The organism is Chryseobacterium subflavum (assembly GCF_055762745.1).
Genome location: NZ_JBVTMR010000001.1, coordinates 220,960 through 238,978, shown reverse-complemented (window position 1 = coordinate 238,978; position 18,019 = coordinate 220,960). Strand labels below are relative to the sequence as shown.

The 18,019-nt window shown below is 37.6% G+C and carries 16 protein-coding genes; 10 read left to right on the top strand and 6 right to left on the bottom strand.

The genetic code is table 11. From position 1 onward, the window contains the following. Window positions 1–8 precede the first annotated feature (8 nt). The 3 genes from AC0INN_RS01120 to AC0INN_RS01110 form a co-directional block, all read right to left on the bottom strand. Window positions 9–452 carry a DUF417 family protein gene (locus tag AC0INN_RS01120; RefSeq protein ID WP_172277079.1) on the bottom strand — a complete coding sequence of 148 codons (444 nt, stop codon included), beginning with the start codon at window positions 450–452 and terminating at the stop codon, window positions 9–11. Between the two features lie 81 nt (window positions 453–533). Further along, the gene (locus AC0INN_RS01115; RefSeq protein ID WP_172277076.1) at window positions 534–806 is read right to left on the bottom strand and encodes a hypothetical protein; all 273 of its coding nucleotides are present in this window, start codon (window positions 804–806) and stop codon (window positions 534–536) included. A gap of 9 nt (window positions 807–815) precedes the next feature. Next, window positions 816–1,370: a sigma-70 family RNA polymerase sigma factor gene (locus AC0INN_RS01110; RefSeq protein WP_273647322.1), complete on the bottom strand. Its 555-nt coding sequence runs from the start codon at window positions 1,368–1,370 to the stop codon at window positions 816–818. Window positions 1,371–1,714: 344 nt separating this feature from the next. Here AC0INN_RS01110 and alaS point away from each other — a divergent pair, with 344 nt between their 5' ends. The 4 genes from alaS to AC0INN_RS01090 all read left to right on the top strand — a co-directional run bounded on the left by alaS (window position 1,715) and on the right by AC0INN_RS01090 (window position 8,659). Next, on the top strand, window positions 1,715–4,318 hold the full coding sequence (gene alaS, locus AC0INN_RS01105) for an alanine--tRNA ligase (protein WP_273647321.1): 2,604 nt from the start codon (window positions 1,715–1,717) through the stop codon (window positions 4,316–4,318). Window positions 4,319–4,515: 197 nt separating this feature from the next. After that, window positions 4,516–6,930 carry a hypothetical protein gene (locus AC0INN_RS01100; protein WP_306611273.1) on the top strand — a complete coding sequence of 805 codons (2,415 nt, stop codon included), beginning with the start codon at window positions 4,516–4,518 and terminating at the stop codon, window positions 6,928–6,930. A 10-nt stretch (window positions 6,931–6,940) separates the two neighbouring features. Next, the gene (locus AC0INN_RS01095; protein WP_172277064.1) at window positions 6,941–7,177 is read left to right on the top strand and encodes a hypothetical protein; all 237 of its coding nucleotides are present in this window, start codon (window positions 6,941–6,943) and stop codon (window positions 7,175–7,177) included. Window positions 7,178–7,189: 12 nt separating this feature from the next. Further along, window positions 7,190–8,659, top strand: a complete 1,470-nt coding sequence (locus AC0INN_RS01090; RefSeq protein WP_273647319.1) for a M20/M25/M40 family metallo-hydrolase — start codon at window positions 7,190–7,192, stop codon at window positions 8,657–8,659. Between the two features lie 71 nt (window positions 8,660–8,730). Here the strand turns inward: AC0INN_RS01090 and folP are convergent, their stop codons facing one another. Then, window positions 8,731–9,501 (bottom strand): dihydropteroate synthase, encoded by a 771-nt coding sequence (gene folP, locus AC0INN_RS01085; protein WP_273647318.1) that lies wholly within the window; start codon window positions 9,499–9,501, stop codon window positions 8,731–8,733. Between the two features lie 483 nt (window positions 9,502–9,984). Between folP and AC0INN_RS01080 the strand changes: the two genes are divergently transcribed. The 6 genes from AC0INN_RS01080 to tpiA are packed head-to-tail and all read left to right on the top strand — an operon-like array spanning window position 9,985 to window position 15,409. After that, window positions 9,985–10,551 (top strand): DUF1599 domain-containing protein, encoded by a 567-nt coding sequence (locus tag AC0INN_RS01080; RefSeq protein WP_172277058.1) that lies wholly within the window; start codon window positions 9,985–9,987, stop codon window positions 10,549–10,551. Between the two features lies 1 nt (window position 10,552). Beyond that, window positions 10,553–11,662, top strand: coding sequence for a BT_3928 family protein (locus tag AC0INN_RS01075; protein WP_273647317.1), 1,110 nt, complete (start codon window positions 10,553–10,555; stop codon window positions 11,660–11,662). 60 nt (window positions 11,663–11,722) lie between these two features. After that, entirely contained in the window at window positions 11,723–12,073 is a 351-nt protein-coding gene (locus AC0INN_RS01070) for a TerB family tellurite resistance protein (protein WP_273647316.1), read from the top strand. A 27-nt stretch (window positions 12,074–12,100) separates the two neighbouring features. After that, on the top strand, window positions 12,101–14,227 hold the full coding sequence (locus AC0INN_RS01065; protein ID WP_273647315.1) for a S9 family peptidase: 2,127 nt from the start codon (window positions 12,101–12,103) through the stop codon (window positions 14,225–14,227). 4 nt (window positions 14,228–14,231) lie between these two features. Next, window positions 14,232–14,636: a hypothetical protein gene (locus tag AC0INN_RS01060; protein WP_172277046.1), complete on the top strand. Its 405-nt coding sequence runs from the start codon at window positions 14,232–14,234 to the stop codon at window positions 14,634–14,636. A gap of 14 nt (window positions 14,637–14,650) precedes the next feature. Next, window positions 14,651–15,409 carry a triose-phosphate isomerase gene (gene tpiA, locus AC0INN_RS01055; protein WP_172277043.1) on the top strand — a complete coding sequence of 253 codons (759 nt, stop codon included), beginning with the start codon at window positions 14,651–14,653 and terminating at the stop codon, window positions 15,407–15,409. Between the two features lie 108 nt (window positions 15,410–15,517). Here the strand turns inward: tpiA and AC0INN_RS01050 are convergent, their stop codons facing one another. Both AC0INN_RS01050 and clpP read right to left on the bottom strand, forming a co-directional pair. Next, on the bottom strand, window positions 15,518–16,780 hold the full coding sequence (locus tag AC0INN_RS01050) for an esterase-like activity of phytase family protein (protein ID WP_273647314.1): 1,263 nt from the start codon (window positions 16,778–16,780) through the stop codon (window positions 15,518–15,520). Between the two features lie 453 nt (window positions 16,781–17,233). After that, window positions 17,234–17,920 (bottom strand): ATP-dependent Clp endopeptidase proteolytic subunit ClpP, encoded by a 687-nt coding sequence (clpP, locus tag AC0INN_RS01045; RefSeq protein WP_007842699.1) that lies wholly within the window; start codon window positions 17,918–17,920, stop codon window positions 17,234–17,236. Window positions 17,921–18,019: the final 99 nt, after the last annotated feature.

Genomic DNA, 18,019 nt, shown 5'->3' with positions numbered 1-18,019 from the left:
ATTCATTATTATTTTTTTTGATATATCATCAATCCAAATCCTAAAAGCATGAGATCTTTAAGAATAAAGAAATCTGTTACCGGAACTCCATCCACTATTTTCCAGATTCCCGGAGTTGTAAATAAATAGCTTAAAGTAACAAGGAAAGTCACTGTCATTCCGATTCCCGCATACTTCTTCAGAGCTACAAATTTCGGACTAAATATCAGCAATAGTGCAATGATAATTTCTATCGTTCCGATAGCATTTGACACCGTTTGGACGCTTGCTATATTATATACGAAAAAGGTGAGAAAATGGTTTTCAACCAGGCTTTTTATTCCTTGTGCTTCGGTTGGAGTAAATTTGAAAATTCCAATCCAGAGTAAGATAAGTGCCGCTCCGTATAATGAGATGTAATATCCCAGCTTATACGTTATAGATTCTTTAGTAAGTTGTGCTGTTCCGTTCATTTTTTTAAGATTTTGAATGACTACTTTTATTATTTTCAGAAGTATAGTCGGAACGGCTTCAAAATCCTGACAGAATTTTTATCAAAAATCTATCTTTTTAATCATATCATCTTTAAAACCTTGAATATCAGAATCATTTATTTCATCACTTTCCTTTTTTATAAAAGTTTTCTTCATGATTTCATCAAGGATAGCGAGCTTTTTCTGATAAGCCCTGCACCATTTGCAAATTTTCAGATGCATAGTAAGCTTACGGTCTTCTTCCGGAGAAATAGACCCTGCATTTTTCTTTTCCATAAGGAGTGTGGCTACACTGCATGGAAGAAATATCAAATGAATCAATTTTTTCAACATGTTCAACATTTATGATTTTGCAAACCAATTAAAATCCAGGCACTCCCGCAACTGCATTCTGCTTCTTTGTAAAATCTTCCATAGATTAGTCGTGGAAATATCCAATTCCTGACTCACATCCGGAGCTTTTTTTTCCTGGAGGTAGTACATTTTCACAGGAATCTTCCATCGGACGGGCAATTCTTCAATACAATCTTCTAAAGTTTTATTGAATTGCTGGTCATCCAGAAGCTCAGGTTCTTTATTAGAAATATCCCAGTCATTCAGAACCTGGCTATTTTTCCAGGATCCTGTTTCATCAAAAAAATGATCCAGCCTGATCTGAGGTTCAGACTTGTACTTTCCACGGTAGAAATCGGCAACTTTCCGGTTGAGAATCGTCATCAGCCAGGTAAGAGGCTGGCTTTTTCCCTCAAAAGAATCATAAGATGACAATGCTGAAAGAAAAACTTCCTGAACGATATCTCTAGCATCATCCTTATCTGAAAGAAGATACATTGCTCTCTTTAAAAGGGCTCCGGAATACATTTCTACCCAGCTTTTCAGCACTTCATTTTTCGTCATATTACGCTTTTATCATTTCAGATCATAACGAAGATAGTAAGTTAAGCGGAAAAGCACAAAAAAATATACTGCCTAAAATTCCCGTTCCGCAGAGAGCATACAATTCCTTAGTTTTTGGTATAATTATTTTAAGGTACTTTTTTCTAGCCCCGATTGTAGTATTTGTCTGAGCTCATTTTTCTTATCAAAGAAAAATAGCGAGTACGGAAAGCGGGAAACAGCTTCTAAAAACTGTTTCAGATTATCGACACAAATGTTTCCAAAAGTATCAATAAATTGAAACTAAATCACCTAAAAACATTAAATTTGCATCTTATCATAAAAAGCAAAGCAATACATTACTTATGACATCACAAGAGATACGTCAAAAATTTTTAGATTATTTTAAAAGTAAAGACCACCTTATCGTTCCTTCTGCACCGATTGTGCTGAAAGACGATCCTACCCTGATGTTTTCCAACTCAGGAATGACGCAGTTTAAAGATTTTTTCTTAGGTTATAAAACACCTACTGCTCCAAGGATTGCCGACACACAAAAGTGTTTAAGGGTTTCCGGAAAACATAATGACCTGGATGATGTAGGTAGAGATACTTACCACCATACGATGTTCGAGATGTTGGGGAACTGGTCTTTTGGTGATTATTTTAAAAAAGATGCTATTGCTTTTGCCTGGGAATTGTTAACCGGAGTATACGGAATTCCGAAAGAAAATTTATACGTAACCATTTTTGAGGGAGATGCATCTGAAAATCTGGAAAGGGACCAGGATGCGTACGACTTCTGGAAGACCCATATTTCTGAAGACAGGATCATTAACGGAAATAAAAAAGATAATTTCTGGGAAATGGGGGAAAGCGGACCTTGCGGACCTTGTTCTGAAATTCATATCGACCTTAGAACTCCTGAAGAAAAAGCAAAAATTTCCGGACTTGAACTGGTGAATAATGATCACCCGCAGGTTGTTGAGGTCTGGAACCTGGTTTTCATGGAATTCAACAGAAAGGCTGATAAAAGCTTGGAAAAACTTCCGCAGCAGCATGTAGACACCGGAATGGGATTTGAGCGTCTTTGTATGGCGTTACAAGGTAAATCTTCGAATTACGACACCGATGTTTTCACGCCACTTATTGCTAAAGTTGAGGAACTTTCAGGCAAGAAATACACAGGAATTTTAGAAGATGAAAAAGATATTGCCATCCGCGTGGTGGTAGACCATATCAGAGCAGTTTCTTTTGCTATTGCAGACGGACAGCTTCCTTCTAACGGAGGAGCCGGGTATGTGATCAGAAGAATTTTAAGAAGAGCAATTTCTTACTCTTACCGTTTTTTAGGAATGAAAGAACCTTTCCTTTTCGAATTGGTTGCTGTTCTTAAAGATCAGATGGGACCATTCTTCCCCGAGCTTGAAAAGCAGGGGAATCTTGTTACAGAGGTTATCAAAAGCGAAGAAGAATCATTTTTAAAAACTATTGAAAGCGGTCTTGTACGCGTTGAAAGACTGATTCAGCAAACCATTTCGGATGGTTCGAAGGTGCTGCCTTCTGTAGAAGTTTTTGAACTGTATGATACTTATGGTTTCCCGGATGATCTGACAAGAATTATTGCGGAAGAAAAGGGATTGACCATCGATGAGGTGGGTTTCCAGGCAGAAATGGAGAAACAAAAACAGCGTTCTAAGAAAGACTCTGCTTCTAAAGTATATGACTGGGTGGTTCTGGAAGAAAAGCCGGAAACTTTTGTAGGATATGACCAGCTTGAAGCTGAAACCTATATTACCCGATACAGAAAGGTAGAAAATAAAGACGGGGAATTCTATCAGGTAGTTCTTAGCAACTCTCCTTTCTACCCTGAAGGAGGTGGACAGGTTGGTGATAAAGGAGTCCTGGAAAATGCTGCGGAAAGCTTTGAAGTATTGGAAACGAAAAAGGAAAACGGATTGATCATTTCATTGATCAATGGTCTTCCAGAAGATGCAGGAGCTGTTTTCTATGCTAAAGTAAATGCTACGGAAAGGAAGAATTCTCAGGCCAATCACTCGGTTACCCACCTTCTGCATGAAGCACTAAGAGAAGTTCTGGGAACTCATGTGGAGCAGAAAGGTTCTTATGTAGGACCTGATTATTTGCGTTTCGACTTCTCTCATTTCAATAAGATGACGGAAGAAGAACTTGCTTTGATCGAAGAAAAGGTAAACCAAAAGATCAAAGACAGCATTGCTCTGCAGGAATTCAGAAATATTCCGATCCAGGAGGCTATAGACAAAGGAGCTATGGCTTTGTTTGGTGAAAAATACGGAGATAATGTAAGAATGATCCAGTTTGGAAGTTCAAAGGAATTATGTGGTGGAACCCATGTTAAGAACACCAGCGAAATCGGTCATTTTAAAATCACTTCGGAAAACTCTGCTGCTGCAGGGATCAGAAGAATTGAAGCAATTTCAGGAGATAAATCTGCCGAATACTTCAAAAATATAGAACAGCAGATCACCGAGCTTTCTCAGCTGCTGAAGTCAAAAGATGTGGTACGATCTATTGAAAAGCTGATTGAAGAAAATGCCTCATTGAAATCTGAGGTTGAAGCATTGAAGAAGGAAAAAGCAAAAGGAGAAATCGGAGACTGGAAGAATGCTTATGAGCAAAAAGGAGATAAGCAGCTATTGGTTAAGAAGACCTCATTGGATGCAGGCTCTGTAAAAGACATTGTCTTCCAGCTAAAAAAAGAAATCCCAACATCGATAACCATTGTACTTTCCAATGCTGATGACAAACCGATGATCACCGTAGGAGTTTCTGACGATCTGGCTTCTAGCTATCAGGCTGGAGCTATTGTAAAGGAACTGGCAAAAGAGATCCAAGGTGGCGGTGGTGGAAACCCGGGCTTTGCTACTGCGGGTGGAAAAAACCTCGCCGGTTTAGAAAATGCTTATCAGAAAGCCTTAAATATTTAAATAACAATATTTTAACAATAACAATAAAAACTTCCAAAAATTTTGGGAGTTTTTATTTTGCCTTGATCTATATAAGCAAATTTACTTGCATTTCTATTAAAACAACCAAGCAACAACAGATTGAAAATTATATCAATAACGCTTATAAAAGTTTTTCATGATAAGAAATATCACTAATTTTGATTCACATTTATTTCATGAAAAGGGTTTTATTTATTATATTTTTCTGGACTTGTATTTTTGGTTATTCGCAATCAAAAATCAAAGTCATCGATGAGATAGACAAAAACCCTGTCCTCAATGCTAAAATCTTCTGTAATGATAAACTCCTTGGACAAACAGACTCCCGGGGAATTTTTGAATTCAAAACCAAATGCAACAGCATAGAAATCCGGGCAGATTATTATCAGAATGAAATTGCGTTGGTAGAAGAAAATATGGAGGTATCACTCCTTAAAACTTCCTCAAAAACCACTGCTATTGAGACCGTCATCCTGCAGGATAAAAGTGATCCGAGAGCCCTGGAGATTCTGAATAAGGTTAATAAATATTTTAAAGAAAACTCTCCCAAAAGTCTGAGCTCATACACGTATAAATCGTATGAAAAAGTATCTTTAGATATTGACGAAGATAGTATAACTCAGTTTAATCAGTTTTTTAACGATACTAATTTCTTCAAAAAGAAAAGGGAGAAGGATTCTTTAAACAATATTTCCGCTAAAAAGATCTTTTCAAAAAGCAAACTTTTTCTTTGGGAAAGAGCTCAGGAGTTTTTGTATTCAAAAAAATATGGAGAAAAGATCAATATTTTAGATAACAGGATTTCGGGTCTTAAGCAACCTATCTATGAAATGATTGCTCTCCAGCAAAGTAACAGGGACCGAATTCCGAATCAGGTTAAACAGGAAAACAGAGGTTTATACCGTTATTTTCTTACCGATACCCTAGAGCTGGACGGACGGAAAAACTTTGTGATCCGTTTCCGTGAAGTGAATTATAAAAAGTCCGACAAAAAAAGAAAGTTCAACGGAACGATCTATATAGATACCGAGACCTATGGTATTAAAAAGATCGAAAACATCAGTAAAAATAAAAACGACGGAATTATTACCAGCACCTGGGTGTTTTATAATAACAAATGGTTCCTTGCTCATGAAAAGGTAAAACTACGAATGAGTAAAATGGCCGTAAAGGACGACAGTAAAGACCATTCTGAAGATACCGCTGAAAAAAAAGGGAGAAACAGTTTTGGCACCTACGCTTTCCTTACCTCAAGGTATTTTGATTTCAAGTCCCCTATTGAAGAAAACTCCAAAGATTTTAAGGGATATACCTTTTCTGTAAAAAATGCGGATGGAACATCTCTTGACCAGTACAGAACGGATCCGCTAACGGAAAGGGAAAGAAATACCTATACAACTATAGACAGCCTTGGAAAGATCTACAATATCGATAATAAAGCTAAAATACTGACAGGGCTTATCAATGGGCAGATAAGGGTTGGTATCGTTGACTTTGCGGTAGATGAAATTGTGAACTACAACCTCTATGAGGGATTCAGGCTTGGCTTAAAAGCTAAACTGAATGAAACTTTTAATCCTTATTTTTCTCCGGATTATTATTTCGCCTATGGGTTCAAAGATGATAAATGGAAGTACGGAATCGGCCTGGACATGAAAACAACCCTGGAAAAGAATTCGTTTTTCAGAATAGAATATTATAATGATGTAACTGCATCTGGGGAATTTTACAGAAGACTCTGGAACTTTAAGATGAGAATGATGAACTATGGAAATAACCTTAATAATGACAGGTATTACCATTTCCGCGGGGCTTCTTTGTCTTATCTTAATGATATCACTAACGGACTTACCCTGGTTTTTGCGGCAAGGAGAAATTTTGAGCAGGCTATGTTTGATTACCAGTTCCGAAACAGTGGTCCTTCGTTTGAAAACTTCAATACACTATTTACTTTGAAGTTCTCACCTAATTCCACCAATATTATGACCCCACAGGGCAAGTCTCTTATTGATCAGAAGTACCCTGAACTTTATTTCAATTATGAACAGAGCTACAAAGTATTGGGTGGTGATTTTAATTATACCCGTTTTGATGCACTTTTTGTTCATAATTTTAAAACGGTTTTAGGAACTACCGGTGTAAGGCTCTATGGAGGGATCGTTCTGGGTGAAGCTCCGATCTGGAAAAATTTCACGATGAACGGACTGGCTTCTCCGGGAAGAGATATTAATTTTAACCTTACCTCCTACCTTGGATTTGCAACATTAGAGGGAGGAAAGTATTATAATGATAAATTTATTGCCTATTATTTCACCCATAAGCTTCCGCTATACCTGAAGAGTATCGGACAAAATGTATCAAGTTTTGATTTTGTTCTTAGAGGAACCATTGGAGATATGAAACATCCGGAATATCATGATTTCAAATTCAGAAAGCTGGATCACCTGTATCAGGAAGTAGGTGTGGAATGGAATAACTTCCTTTCAAGTTATTTTAATCTTGGCGTATTTTATAGAGTAGGATATTATACCACCTCTAATTTTAAGCAAAATTTTGCCATACAGTTTAAATTAAAATTATTGGAATTTTAACAATCAGAACATGAAAAAAATAGAAATAAAAGCGGACGATTTTTTTGACCTTTTACGGTTAAAGGACGTTTCCATGTGGGAAATATTCCTGCAGATGATTGATGGTGAAGAGAAGGAAATTATTTTCATCGATCGCGAAGAAAAGATTCTCTTCAATTATATTTTACCTGCTGACAAAGAAAAACTGGAAGAAGACCGGAAAGAGTTTTCCAAACAGTTCTCGGAAAAGCTGTCCTATCTTAATTAATTTGTTCACCCTATGAATAAAAATTATTTTCTATCAATTATCGGCGTATTTGCTATCTTTTTAGCCCATGCCCAAAGCTATAAAAAGCCTTTAGTATCTGCAATCAAAGAATCAGATCTTAAAAAAGATATGTATGAAATGGCTGCTGATCAGTTCTGGGGGCGTGAAGCAGGAACGTTAAATGAGTTAAAAGTCTCGATGTGGCTGGCAGATAAGGCGAAAGAGTCCGGGATGTCTCCGGCAGGAGAAAATGGCACTTTTTTTCAGTATTTTGATATGTACAGGCATCAGGTAATTCCGCAAAGCAGCGTAAAACTGGGTGAAAATACATTAAGATTATGGAAAGATTTTCTTGTTGCAGAACCTGTAAATGCTCATCTGGAAACTGATGTTGTGTACGCCGGAAATACCGAACCTGAGGATCTATCTAAATTGAATCTTAAAGGAAAAGTACTGGCCGTAAACGCTTCCGATAAAAATATTGAAAAGGAAATGACCCTTTTTGTAAGAAGATATCCCGGATTTGTAAGAACAAAATACTATAATACGGCACTAAATCTTGGCGCTAAAGCCATTATTTTCATCACAGATGATACTTCTGAAAAAAGTTGGGCAGAAGTTCTTCCGCAAATGACAAGAGGATCGTATGGCGTAGAGGGATTAAGAGAAAGCATTACAAACAATATCCCTGTTTTGTGGATCAAAAGAGAAAATGCCGGCTGGCTAAAAAACAATCCTAAAGTGTCTATCAACCTGATCACAGAAACCTATAAATATCCATCTGTAAACGTTATCGGAAAAATTGAAGGAACAGATCCCAAGTTAAAAAATGAATATGTTCTGATCAGCGGACATCAGGATCATGACGGGATAAGACATCCGGTTAAAAATGATACCATTTACAACGGTGCAGATGATAACGCGAGTACCTGTGTAGCTATGCTTGCTATGGCAAGAGCTTACAAAAAACAACCCGGAAAAAGAAGTATTCTTTTTGTTTTTCATGGTGCCGAAGAAAGAGGACTTTTGGGGTCAAGATGGCATGCAGCCCATCCTGTAGTTCCTAAAGAACAGATCGTTGCAGTATTGAATGGCGATATGATCGGCAGAAACAGCAATGAAGAAGCAGCTCTGTTAGGAGGAAATGCTCCGCATAAAAATTCTGAAGAATTGGTAAAAATGGCTGAAGAAGCCAATAACGAAAGTACGAAATTCAGATACCTTAAAGACTGGGATTCTCCTAATCATGCTGAATATTTTTACTTCAGAAGTGATCATTTACCGTACGCAAAACTAGGAATCCCTGCTATATTTTTTACCAGTGTTTTACATGAGCAGTACCATACTCCACAGGATGAGTCTGAGAACATCAATTACAAAAAGTTATACAAAATGACGGAATGGATGTACAGAACTTCATGGAAAGTAGCTAATGAAAGTGATCGTCCGAAAGTGATCCCGAACTTTACATTAGAGAGATAAAATATGATTGGTTTACCATTTAAAACTATGCGTTGATTCTTTTTAGCGCATAGTTTTTTTTAGCCTATTTATCATTTTTCTTGCAAAAAGATCTCCACTGTTTTTTTAGCTTCGGCAACATCGTGCACCCTGAGAATTTTTGCCCCTTGTTTTAAAACTTTCATGTGAAGTTTTTGGGTTTCTTCATTAATATCCAATGGGGTTTTACCTAGAGGTTTGTAAATAAAAGATTTTCTGGAAATACCAATCAACAGAGGAAATCGTCCAAATTCCAGATACTCCACTTCTCCTATTAATTTCATCTGATCTTCCACCGTTTTTCCAAAACCAAAACCGGGATCCAGAATAATATCCCTCACTCCTTTCTGTAAAAGCTCATGGGTCTTTTCACTAAAATACCGGTTCACCTCTAATGTAATATCCTCAAATTTTGTTTTGTCATGCATCCTCTCATAGGAAGGATTTATATGCATCAGAATATAAGGAAGTCCTGTTCCTGAAACAATATCGAACATATTATGATCAAATTGTCCTCCTGAAATATCGTTAATGAGGTCAATTCCTTCATCAAAACCAAACTTCACCGTTTCCGAATAGAAGGTATCCAATGAGATCAATGCTTCAGGAAATTCTTTTTTGATCTGAGAAATCAGCTTTCCGATCCTTCGGATCTCTTCTTTGCTCGTAAGAAATTCAGCGTGAGGACGCGTAGACTGGGGTCCGATATCAATGATTTCCGCTCCTTCTTTCAGTAATTTCTCCGTGTGCTCCAGTGCGGTCTTTTCATCGTTAAACTTCCCTCCATCAGAGAAAGAATCCGGTGTAAGATTTAAAATTCCCATAATTTTTGGAATCGTTAAATCTACTATTCTTCCATTGCAGTTGATAGAGTGAAAAGGTTTATGAGTTGGGGAGTTGGAGAGCATGAGAGTTTGAGGGTTTTTAAGGTTGGGGAGTTGGAGTGTTTGAGCGTGTGAGCGTATGAGTATGAGGGTTTGTGAGTGATAAAGGTTATGATGTACTAGTGGTGAATTTTAATAATGCAAAGCTAAGGAGTAAAAGTAATATGAGCAAGGTTATTTGATAAGCAATGGGCACCAGATCATAAGCAATTTGGCAATGTATTCTCCACTTAGTATTTACAATCTTTTCATCCCCAACTCTCATACTCTTCAACCCCACCACCCTCTTACGCTCAAACCCTCCAACCATCCAGCTCCCCAACCCTCAAACCCTCAAACCTAAAAGCATTTCTGCTCAAAATCACACTCCAATTCCCACAACCTAATACGTATTTTTGTATATTTGGGCTATTAAGAGAATTTATGTTAAAAACTTCAGTACAGTTCGGGAAAGTTATCAATCAATGTCGTGATCTTTTCAGTAAAAAATTACAGGATTACGGCGCAGCATGGAGGGTTCTAAGACCAAGTTCAATTACAGATCAGATCTATATTAAAGTGAACAGAATCCGGACCCTGCAGATGACGGATAAAAAAATGGTTGAGGAAAGTGAAGAAGACGAATTTATTGCGATCGTCAACTATTCGATTATCGGACTTATTCAGCTTGAAAAAGGTCTTTCCAACGATTTCAATGAAAATAATGATGAGATTTTAAGCCTTTATGACAAATATGCATCTGAAGCTCAGGCTCTGATGGAAAGAAAAAATCATGATTATGGCGAAGCATGGAGAGATATGAGAATTTCTTCCATAACAGATCTTATTTACCAGAAGGTCCTGAGAACAAAACAGATCGAGGATAACCAGGGAAAAACGATCGTTTCCGAAGGCCTGGATGCCAACTATTTTGATATGCTGAATTATGCTGTTTTCTGTCTGATCAAATTCTCTGAAAAAGAAAACAATTTCGAACCTAAAACTATTTAAAATGATCAAAGGTGTACTTCGTTTTATTATTGCAGTTATTTTTATCCTGTCCGGGTTTGTAAAAGCTGTGGATCTGGTAGGTTTTTCCTTTAAAATGGAAGAATACTTTTCCCCCGCAGTTTTCAACATGCCATTTTTCGAAAAATTTGCTTTGCTGTTTTCAGTTATTGTGGTGGTACTGGAGCTTTTCCTTGGATTTATGCTTTTAATAAAATTAAGACTGAAATTCACCTTATCCATGCTCATTGCCCTTTGTGTTTTCTTTGGGTTCCTTACTTTTTATTCAGCTTATTTCAATGTTGTAACCGATTGTGGATGCTTTGGAGATGCAATAAAATTTACGCCATGGCAGAGTTTCTTTAAAGACGTTGTTCTGCTGATCGGACTGATTATTTTATTTGTTCTGTACAGAAAAGAATTCGCCCGGAAAGACGAATACAGCAGCACAACGAAAACACCTACGGCCAAGTACAAATATTTCCTTTTGGGAGCTTTTGGTCTTGTAATGGTCTACATAATGGCACAGGGAATTATGCACGAGCCTCTCATCGATTTCCGCGATTATAAAATCGGTACGGATATTAAAGCAGAAAAAGATAAAATCAGTAAAAACCCGTCGGAATATAAAACCTTCTACACTCTTAAAAATCAAAAAACCGGGGAGGTTTTAAAGGTAAATCAGGATGATTACATCAAAGAAACAAAATATTGGGCTGACGGTTCTCCATGGAAGATTGAAGAAGGAAAAAACGAATCTGTCATCGTAAAAGAAGGCTACAAGTCTGAGATTGTAAAATTTAAAATTGAAGATCCTACCGGCCTTGAGGTTACTGATGAGATTATTAAAGCTCCAAAGGCTGTTTTGGTATTTTCTTATCACCCTAAAGAGCTTTCTCAGGAATTGATCCAGAAGGTTGAAGCTAAGGTAAATGCCCAGAAAGGTGCAGTTATCTATGGTGTCTCTACGGATCCGAACACATTTAAAACCATTAAAAATGCAATGATGGATGGAACTGCCATTAAAACCATTGCCAGAAGCAACCCGTTTGTCCTGATATTACAGAACGGAAAAATTGTAGACAAACAGCCTGCAAAAGATTATATTAAATAATAACGTATACATAATAGGAGTCAATTGACCCACTTTAAACACTAAACTTTTAATCAACTCATGCAAAAGTCAAATAAGCCAATCGCCGGTTACCATTTATTAATGATTCTTTCTTCCGTAGACGGAGAATTTGCCCCTGAAGAAGGAATGCTTGTACAGCAATATTTAGCTGATGAATTTCCGTTCAAAATGAATTTGGATAATGAACTGGAAACCATCGCCCTGCTTCAGCCTGAAGAATGGAAAGATCATTTTGAATTTCATGCCCGTTGTTTTTATGATGACTCTACGGAAGAAGAGCGCGTAAAATTTGCAGAATTTGCCAAAACACTTATAAAAGCTGATAACAAAGTAACGGATGAAGAACATACCTTCTATAAGCTTTTAAAGAATTTGTGGCATCTGAACTAGACACCTGCCCAAAAAACCAATATGAGTATGAAAAAATTATATCTAGGACTATTAATCATGAGTGCTTCTACCCTTCAATCTCAAAAATTCCCTGATCTTAAGGCTCCTGTTGCAGAGAAACAGGAACACATCAGAACGATACACGGTGATAAGGTAAATGATCCGTATTACTGGATGATCGATTACTTCAAAAAAGGAAAAGACTCCACAAAAGTTGTTGATTACCTGAAGGCGGAAAATTCCTATTGGGAAGGAATGATGAAGGATACGGAACCTTTCAGGGAAAAACTTTTCCAGGAAATGAAATCCAGGATCAAAGAAAAAGATGAATCGGTTCCCTCGTTCAAAAACGGATATTACTATTATACACGGACTGAAACGGGAAAACAGTATTTTAAATATTGCAGAAAGAAAGGTAGTCTTGAGGCACCTGAAGAAATACTCCTGGATGTGGACCAGCTTGCTGAGGGACACCCTTATTATTCAGCAGCAGGATTCAACATAAGCCCGGATAATACAAAACTGGTGTATGGTGTGGATGATGTTTCGAGACGGCAGTATAAATTGTTTTTAAAGGACCTTTCCACAGGAAAAACAACCGATCTGGGCATCAAAAATACCGAAGGTGAGGCAATATGGGCTAATGATAATAAAACCATTTATTATACTGAGAATAATCCCGTAACACTTTTGTCTGAAAAAATCAAGAGGCATAAACTCGGAACAGATCCTGGTAAAGATGTGGTGGTTTATGAAGAAAAGGATAAATCCAATTACATCGGGGTAGGAAAATCTAAAAATGAGAAGTTCATTATGATTTATTCTACTGCCACTACATCTTCCGAGACAAGATACCTGAATGCAGATGATCCTAATGGTACATTTAAAGTATTTCAGCCACGGATGAAGGATGTTTTATACGATGTAACACCATTAGAGAATAAATTCCTGATCACCACGAACAAAGATGCCCTTAATTTTAAAGTCGTGGAAACTCCCTTAACCAAAACAGGAGTTGAAAACTGGAAAGATTTTATTCCCCACAGAAAAGATGTTTTAATACAGGGCATTACGGAATTTAAAAATTACCTGGTTTTTAGCGAAAGGCAAAATGGGCTTTCCCAATTGGTCATTTATGACAGGAAAACCGGGAAAAAAGAGTTTGTAAAATTCGATGAACCTACTTATACCGTTTCTCCGGCAGGAAACCCGGAATACAATACGGACAATTTCCGTTTCGGATACACGTCTATGATTACGCCGCTTTCCCAGTTTGAACAAGATCTGAAAACAGGGAAAAGAACTCTTTTAAAGCAGCAGGAGATCTTAGGAGGCTACAATAAGGATAATTATGTAACAGAAAGACTTTTCGCTATCGCTAAAGACGGCACAAAAATACCTCTTTCAGTTGTGTACAAAAAAGGGTTAAAAAAGGACGGAAAAAATCCGCTGTTGCTCTATGCCTATGGTTCTTACGGAAATTCATCCAATGCCTCTTTCAGCATTACCCGATTAAGCCTTTTAGACAGAGGATTTGTCTTTGTGATGGCTCACATCCGTGGAGGTCAGGAGATGGGACGGCAGTGGTATGAAGATGGTAAAATGATGAAAAAGAAGAACACATTTACGGATTTCATCGATGCTGGAGAATATCTTGTAAAGGAAAAATTCACTTCTCCAAAGCATATGTATGCTCAGGGCGGAAGCGCCGGAGGCTTATTAATGGGAGCGATTGCCAATATGAGCCCGAATCTTTGGAATGGAGTTATTGCTCACGTTCCGTTTGTAGATGTGGTGAATACCATGCTTGATGAAAGCATCCCATTAACCACCAATGAATATGATGAATGGGGAAATCCCAATAATAAAGAGGCATATTTCTATATGAAATCCTATTCGCCTTATGAAAATGTAGAAAAGAAAAATTATCCCAATCTTCTGGTAACAACAGGATTGCATGACTCACAGGTACAGTATTTCGAGCCTGCAAAATGGGTGGCAAAATTACGGGATATGAAAACAGATAAAAATGTATTGTTTTTAAAAACTGATATGGCTTATGGTCACGGAGGTGCTTCTGGAAGATTCGACTACCTGAAGGATACTGCTTTGGTGTACGCCTTTATGTTTAAATTAGAAGGAATTAATCAATAATTTTATGAAAAAACTATTTGCCATATCCTTATTTTGTATTGGAATAGGATTAACAGCACAACAAAAAACCTACGATCCAAAGATGGTAGGATGTTATAAGGGTTCTGAACAAAACCAACAGATCGAAGGTTTCTCAAAGTACTGGGTTTCATGCAGGATGGAAAACGGAAAAAGCATGCTTTTATTTGTTGCTATTGATCAGGACGGTAACGTACAACAGGAAACTGAAAATGGCAGCTGGTGGACAGAATCCGGAAAATATTATGAACTTCATAACTATGATAAGGTGATTGATGTGTACAATTATGAAGTACTGGATAACGGTAATGTAAAGTTCCAATCAATTGAATTAATGGGTAAAAAAGATAACACCTACACATTTATAGACACTAAAATAAAAGAAGATTAAATAGTAAAATAATTATGAGAAGAAAGATCGTTGCAGGAAACTGGAAAATGAACAAAAATGTAATTGATGCTCAGCAATTAATGATTCAATTACTTAGTTATAAAAACAATAACCCGACGAATTGTGAGGTTTGGATCGCTCCTCCTTCATTGTATCTGATGATGGCAAAAGACATCTTTGAAAAGGATGAGATCGGAGTTTTTTCCCAGGATATGAGCGAGCATGAAAGCGGAGCCTATACAGGAGAGCTTTCTGCAGATATGCTGGAATCCATTGATGTGACCGGATCACTTATCGGACACTCTGAAAGAAGACAATACCACGGTGAAACAGATTCACATTGCAACAGAAAGGTTAAGTTAGCACTTGATAAAGGTTTAATTCCTGTATACTGCAATGGGGAAACACTTGAACAGAGAAAAGCAGGCCAGCACTTTGAAGTGGTAAAAAACCAGACTGAAGTGGCTTTATTTACCCTTTCCGCAGAGGAAATCAAAAAAGTAGTAATTGCTTACGAACCCGTTTGGGCAATCGGAACCGGTGAAACGGCTACACCTGAGCAAGCTCAGGAAATCCATGCACATATCAGAAGTATCATTGCTGCAAAGTATGGGCAAGAAGTTGCAGATGAAGTTTCGATCCTTTACGGAGGTTCAGTGAAGCCGGATAATGCTAAAGAGATTTTTTCCCAACCGGATATCGATGGTGGACTGATTGGCGGAGCTGCTTTAAAACTGGAGGATTTCTCTAAAATTATTGAGGCCTTTAATTAGTTAGATTTTAGATATTAGAGGTTAGAGGTTAGATGCTCTACTGAATCAATATCATAAAAATAAAAAGCGGCGGAATTGTATTCCGCCGCTTTTCTTTTAAAAATATGATTACTGAATATCGACTACATACATTGTTCCTTTATCTACTTTTCCTGTCTTAGGAAGAATCTTCGCTTTCGGGTTTCCGTTTCCATCATCGGTAACGCCAAAATCATCGTCATTGAAAACAGCCAGTTTATTTCCTCCCAGATAAACAATTCCTTCGAATTTGTCGTGTTCATATCCCAATTTAGCAACCAGATCCACAGCTAAAGTCTTGGAAACCGGCTTTAGCCCGGCAGCATCAATCTCAGCCCATGTGGATTGTTCCAAAGCTTTATCATTAATCTTTAGCCCATCAACAGCCGCCAGATCGGGACCGGTAACATCTGATGCGCCGGAAAGATTAATTCTGTATACTTTCTTCAGTCCTCCCTGAGAACCGAATTTTCCGTCCCTTTCAATAACTAAAAACTCAGTATTACTGATCGCCGTGATATCACAAACGGAATCGGATGCTCCCCCATCCTGCTTATACAAATATTGTTTTGTCTGCCCGGTTGCAAGGTCAAACGTTACAATCCTTGTTAAAGTAGTATTGGTAGCGAGAGCTTTGGTAGGAACATACATGGTCGACTGCATCGTTCCCACCAGCATCTTTCCGTCAGGAGTCATACACATTCCTTCCATTCCCCGGTTAGGTCTTCTTTTTGCGAAAACGGCAGGCAATTTCCTGTTTCCTGTATTCACTCCAATAGGACTGATCCTTTCCATCTCCACCCCATCCGCATTATAATGAACGATGTGAGGTCCATATTCATCAGACACCCAAAACGTGCCGTCAGCAGCAGCTACAATACTCTCACTGTCCAATCCGTAATTATCAGTCCCCAATACATTTCCATTGACACCATAAGCAATTTCACCCGTACTTCCCATTCCCTGAGGGTTTGGAAGTCCTGTAATAGGTTGTCCCGAAGGATTTTTAAGCTTGATATACTTCAGTACTTCAATATTTCCATCAGAATTGATCTTAAAATGCATGATCGTGGGTGTATAGTTGGGAATGAGGAATTTAATTCCATTCTGATAAGCGGTATTGGGACCACGGTCCGTGATCACATAAAATTCTCCTTTACGGGTAGGATGGGCTGTTGCTCCGGAACCGAAACCACCATTAATTACAGCGACTCCATTGATCGTAGCAACCGTTGTAAAAGGAAATTCCTGTGGTAGTTTATTATAATTGATGTCCTGGTTATTTACCGTATCATCATTGTTGCATGACCATAAAGTTCCTAGGATAAGAGATGAAAGAAGAAGTTTTTTCATGATTACTTTTTATGGTTGCGAATGTAAACAGCGATTGTGAACTAATGTTGAATTGAATAATAATTGTATTTTAAATATGACTTAATTTCTTTATCTTGAAACAAAGGTTCAAGATTTAATATTTACTTCTCCCTCAGACAGTAGAATTTTCTTAACGTTTATAGGATTCATTTTTTTAACGTTTCCGGTTCCCAGGTCGCTGTCAAAAAATCAAAGATTTTTTTAAAACTTAAGTGTATTTTCTATACAGCATTCTGGTCCTTAAAAACAGCTAACGTGTTTAAAAACTTTTGTGACTTTTGTGGTTAAAAAAAAGACATATAGTGTTAGATTCCTTCACTTCATATGCGCTCCGTTCTCAAGTCGAAGATCAGACGTAGTTAATGACATAGGATTATTATAAAAAAAGAAAAGCGCACCTATCGGTGCGCTTTCATTAGTATTTAAAGAAACTTATTTTTTCTCTTTGGATCTCTGTAAAACCTCATCTACCATTCCGTAGTTTTTAGCTTCTTCAGAAGTCATCCAGTAATCCCTGTCAGAAGATTTTTCAACCCACTCATAAGTTTGTCCTGAATGCTCTGCAATGATATCGTAAAGCTCCTGCTTTAATTTCAACATCTCTCTCAGGTTGATCTCCATATCAGAAGCAACACCTTGTGCACCTCCTGAAGGCTGGTGGATCATTACCCTTGAATGCTTAAGTGCGGAGCGTTTTCCTTTTTCTCCGGCAACTAACAATACAGCTCCCATTGAAGCAGCAATACCTGTACAGATTGTCGCTACATCCGGTTTGATGATCTGCATCGTATCATAGATACCTAAACCTGCATATACACTACCACCAGGAGAGTTGATATAGATCTGAATATCCTTTGAAGGGTCAGCACTTTCAAGGAATAAAAGCTGTGCTGTTACGATATTAGCTACCTGGTCATCGATTCCGGTTCCAAGGAAAATAATCCTGTCCATCATCAAACGGGAGAAAACGTCCATCTGAGCAACGTTCAATCTTCTTTCCTCCATAATGTAAGGCGTAAGATTCGTTGGACCATACATCCCCATATACTGATCGGTAACCAAACCGCTGTTTCCTAAATGCTTTACAGAGAAATCTCTGAATTCTTTTTTAATGTCCATATTTCTATTGGTATTATTTTAAATTTTTCTGAAGTTTAAATTACAACTTTTATTCCTAAAATTTTATAGGACTTTTTGTCAGAAATGATTGGTGCCCCG

Bases quoted from the DNA above. Each gene is read 5' to 3' on its own strand.
- AC0INN_RS01120 (WP_172277079.1), bottom strand. From the start codon at position 452: ATGAACGGAACAGCACAACTTACTAAAGAATCTATAACGTATAAGCTG.
- AC0INN_RS01115 (WP_172277076.1), bottom strand. From the start codon at position 806: ATGTTGAAAAAATTGATTCATTTGATATTTCTTCCATGCAGTGTAGCC.
- AC0INN_RS01110 (WP_273647322.1), bottom strand. From the start codon at position 1,370: ATGACGAAAAATGAAGTGCTGAAAAGCTGGGTAGAAATGTATTCCGGA.
- alaS (WP_273647321.1), top strand. From the start codon at position 1,715: ATGACATCACAAGAGATACGTCAAAAATTTTTAGATTATTTTAAAAGT.
- AC0INN_RS01100 (WP_306611273.1), top strand. From the start codon at position 4,516: ATGAAAAGGGTTTTATTTATTATATTTTTCTGGACTTGTATTTTTGGT.
- AC0INN_RS01095 (WP_172277064.1), top strand. From the start codon at position 6,941: ATGAAAAAAATAGAAATAAAAGCGGACGATTTTTTTGACCTTTTACGG.
- AC0INN_RS01090 (WP_273647319.1), top strand. From the start codon at position 7,190: ATGAATAAAAATTATTTTCTATCAATTATCGGCGTATTTGCTATCTTT.
- folP (WP_273647318.1), bottom strand. From the start codon at position 9,501: ATGGGAATTTTAAATCTTACACCGGATTCTTTCTCTGATGGAGGGAAG.
- AC0INN_RS01080 (WP_172277058.1), top strand. From the start codon at position 9,985: ATGTTAAAAACTTCAGTACAGTTCGGGAAAGTTATCAATCAATGTCGT.
- AC0INN_RS01075 (WP_273647317.1), top strand. From the start codon at position 10,553: ATGATCAAAGGTGTACTTCGTTTTATTATTGCAGTTATTTTTATCCTG.
- AC0INN_RS01070 (WP_273647316.1), top strand. From the start codon at position 11,723: ATGCAAAAGTCAAATAAGCCAATCGCCGGTTACCATTTATTAATGATT.
- AC0INN_RS01065 (WP_273647315.1), top strand. From the start codon at position 12,101: ATGAAAAAATTATATCTAGGACTATTAATCATGAGTGCTTCTACCCTT.
- AC0INN_RS01060 (WP_172277046.1), top strand. From the start codon at position 14,232: ATGAAAAAACTATTTGCCATATCCTTATTTTGTATTGGAATAGGATTA.
- tpiA (WP_172277043.1), top strand. From the start codon at position 14,651: ATGAGAAGAAAGATCGTTGCAGGAAACTGGAAAATGAACAAAAATGTA.
- AC0INN_RS01050 (WP_273647314.1), bottom strand. From the start codon at position 16,780: ATGAAAAAACTTCTTCTTTCATCTCTTATCCTAGGAACTTTATGGTCA.
- clpP (WP_007842699.1), bottom strand. From the start codon at position 17,920: ATGGACATTAAAAAAGAATTCAGAGATTTCTCTGTAAAGCATTTAGGA.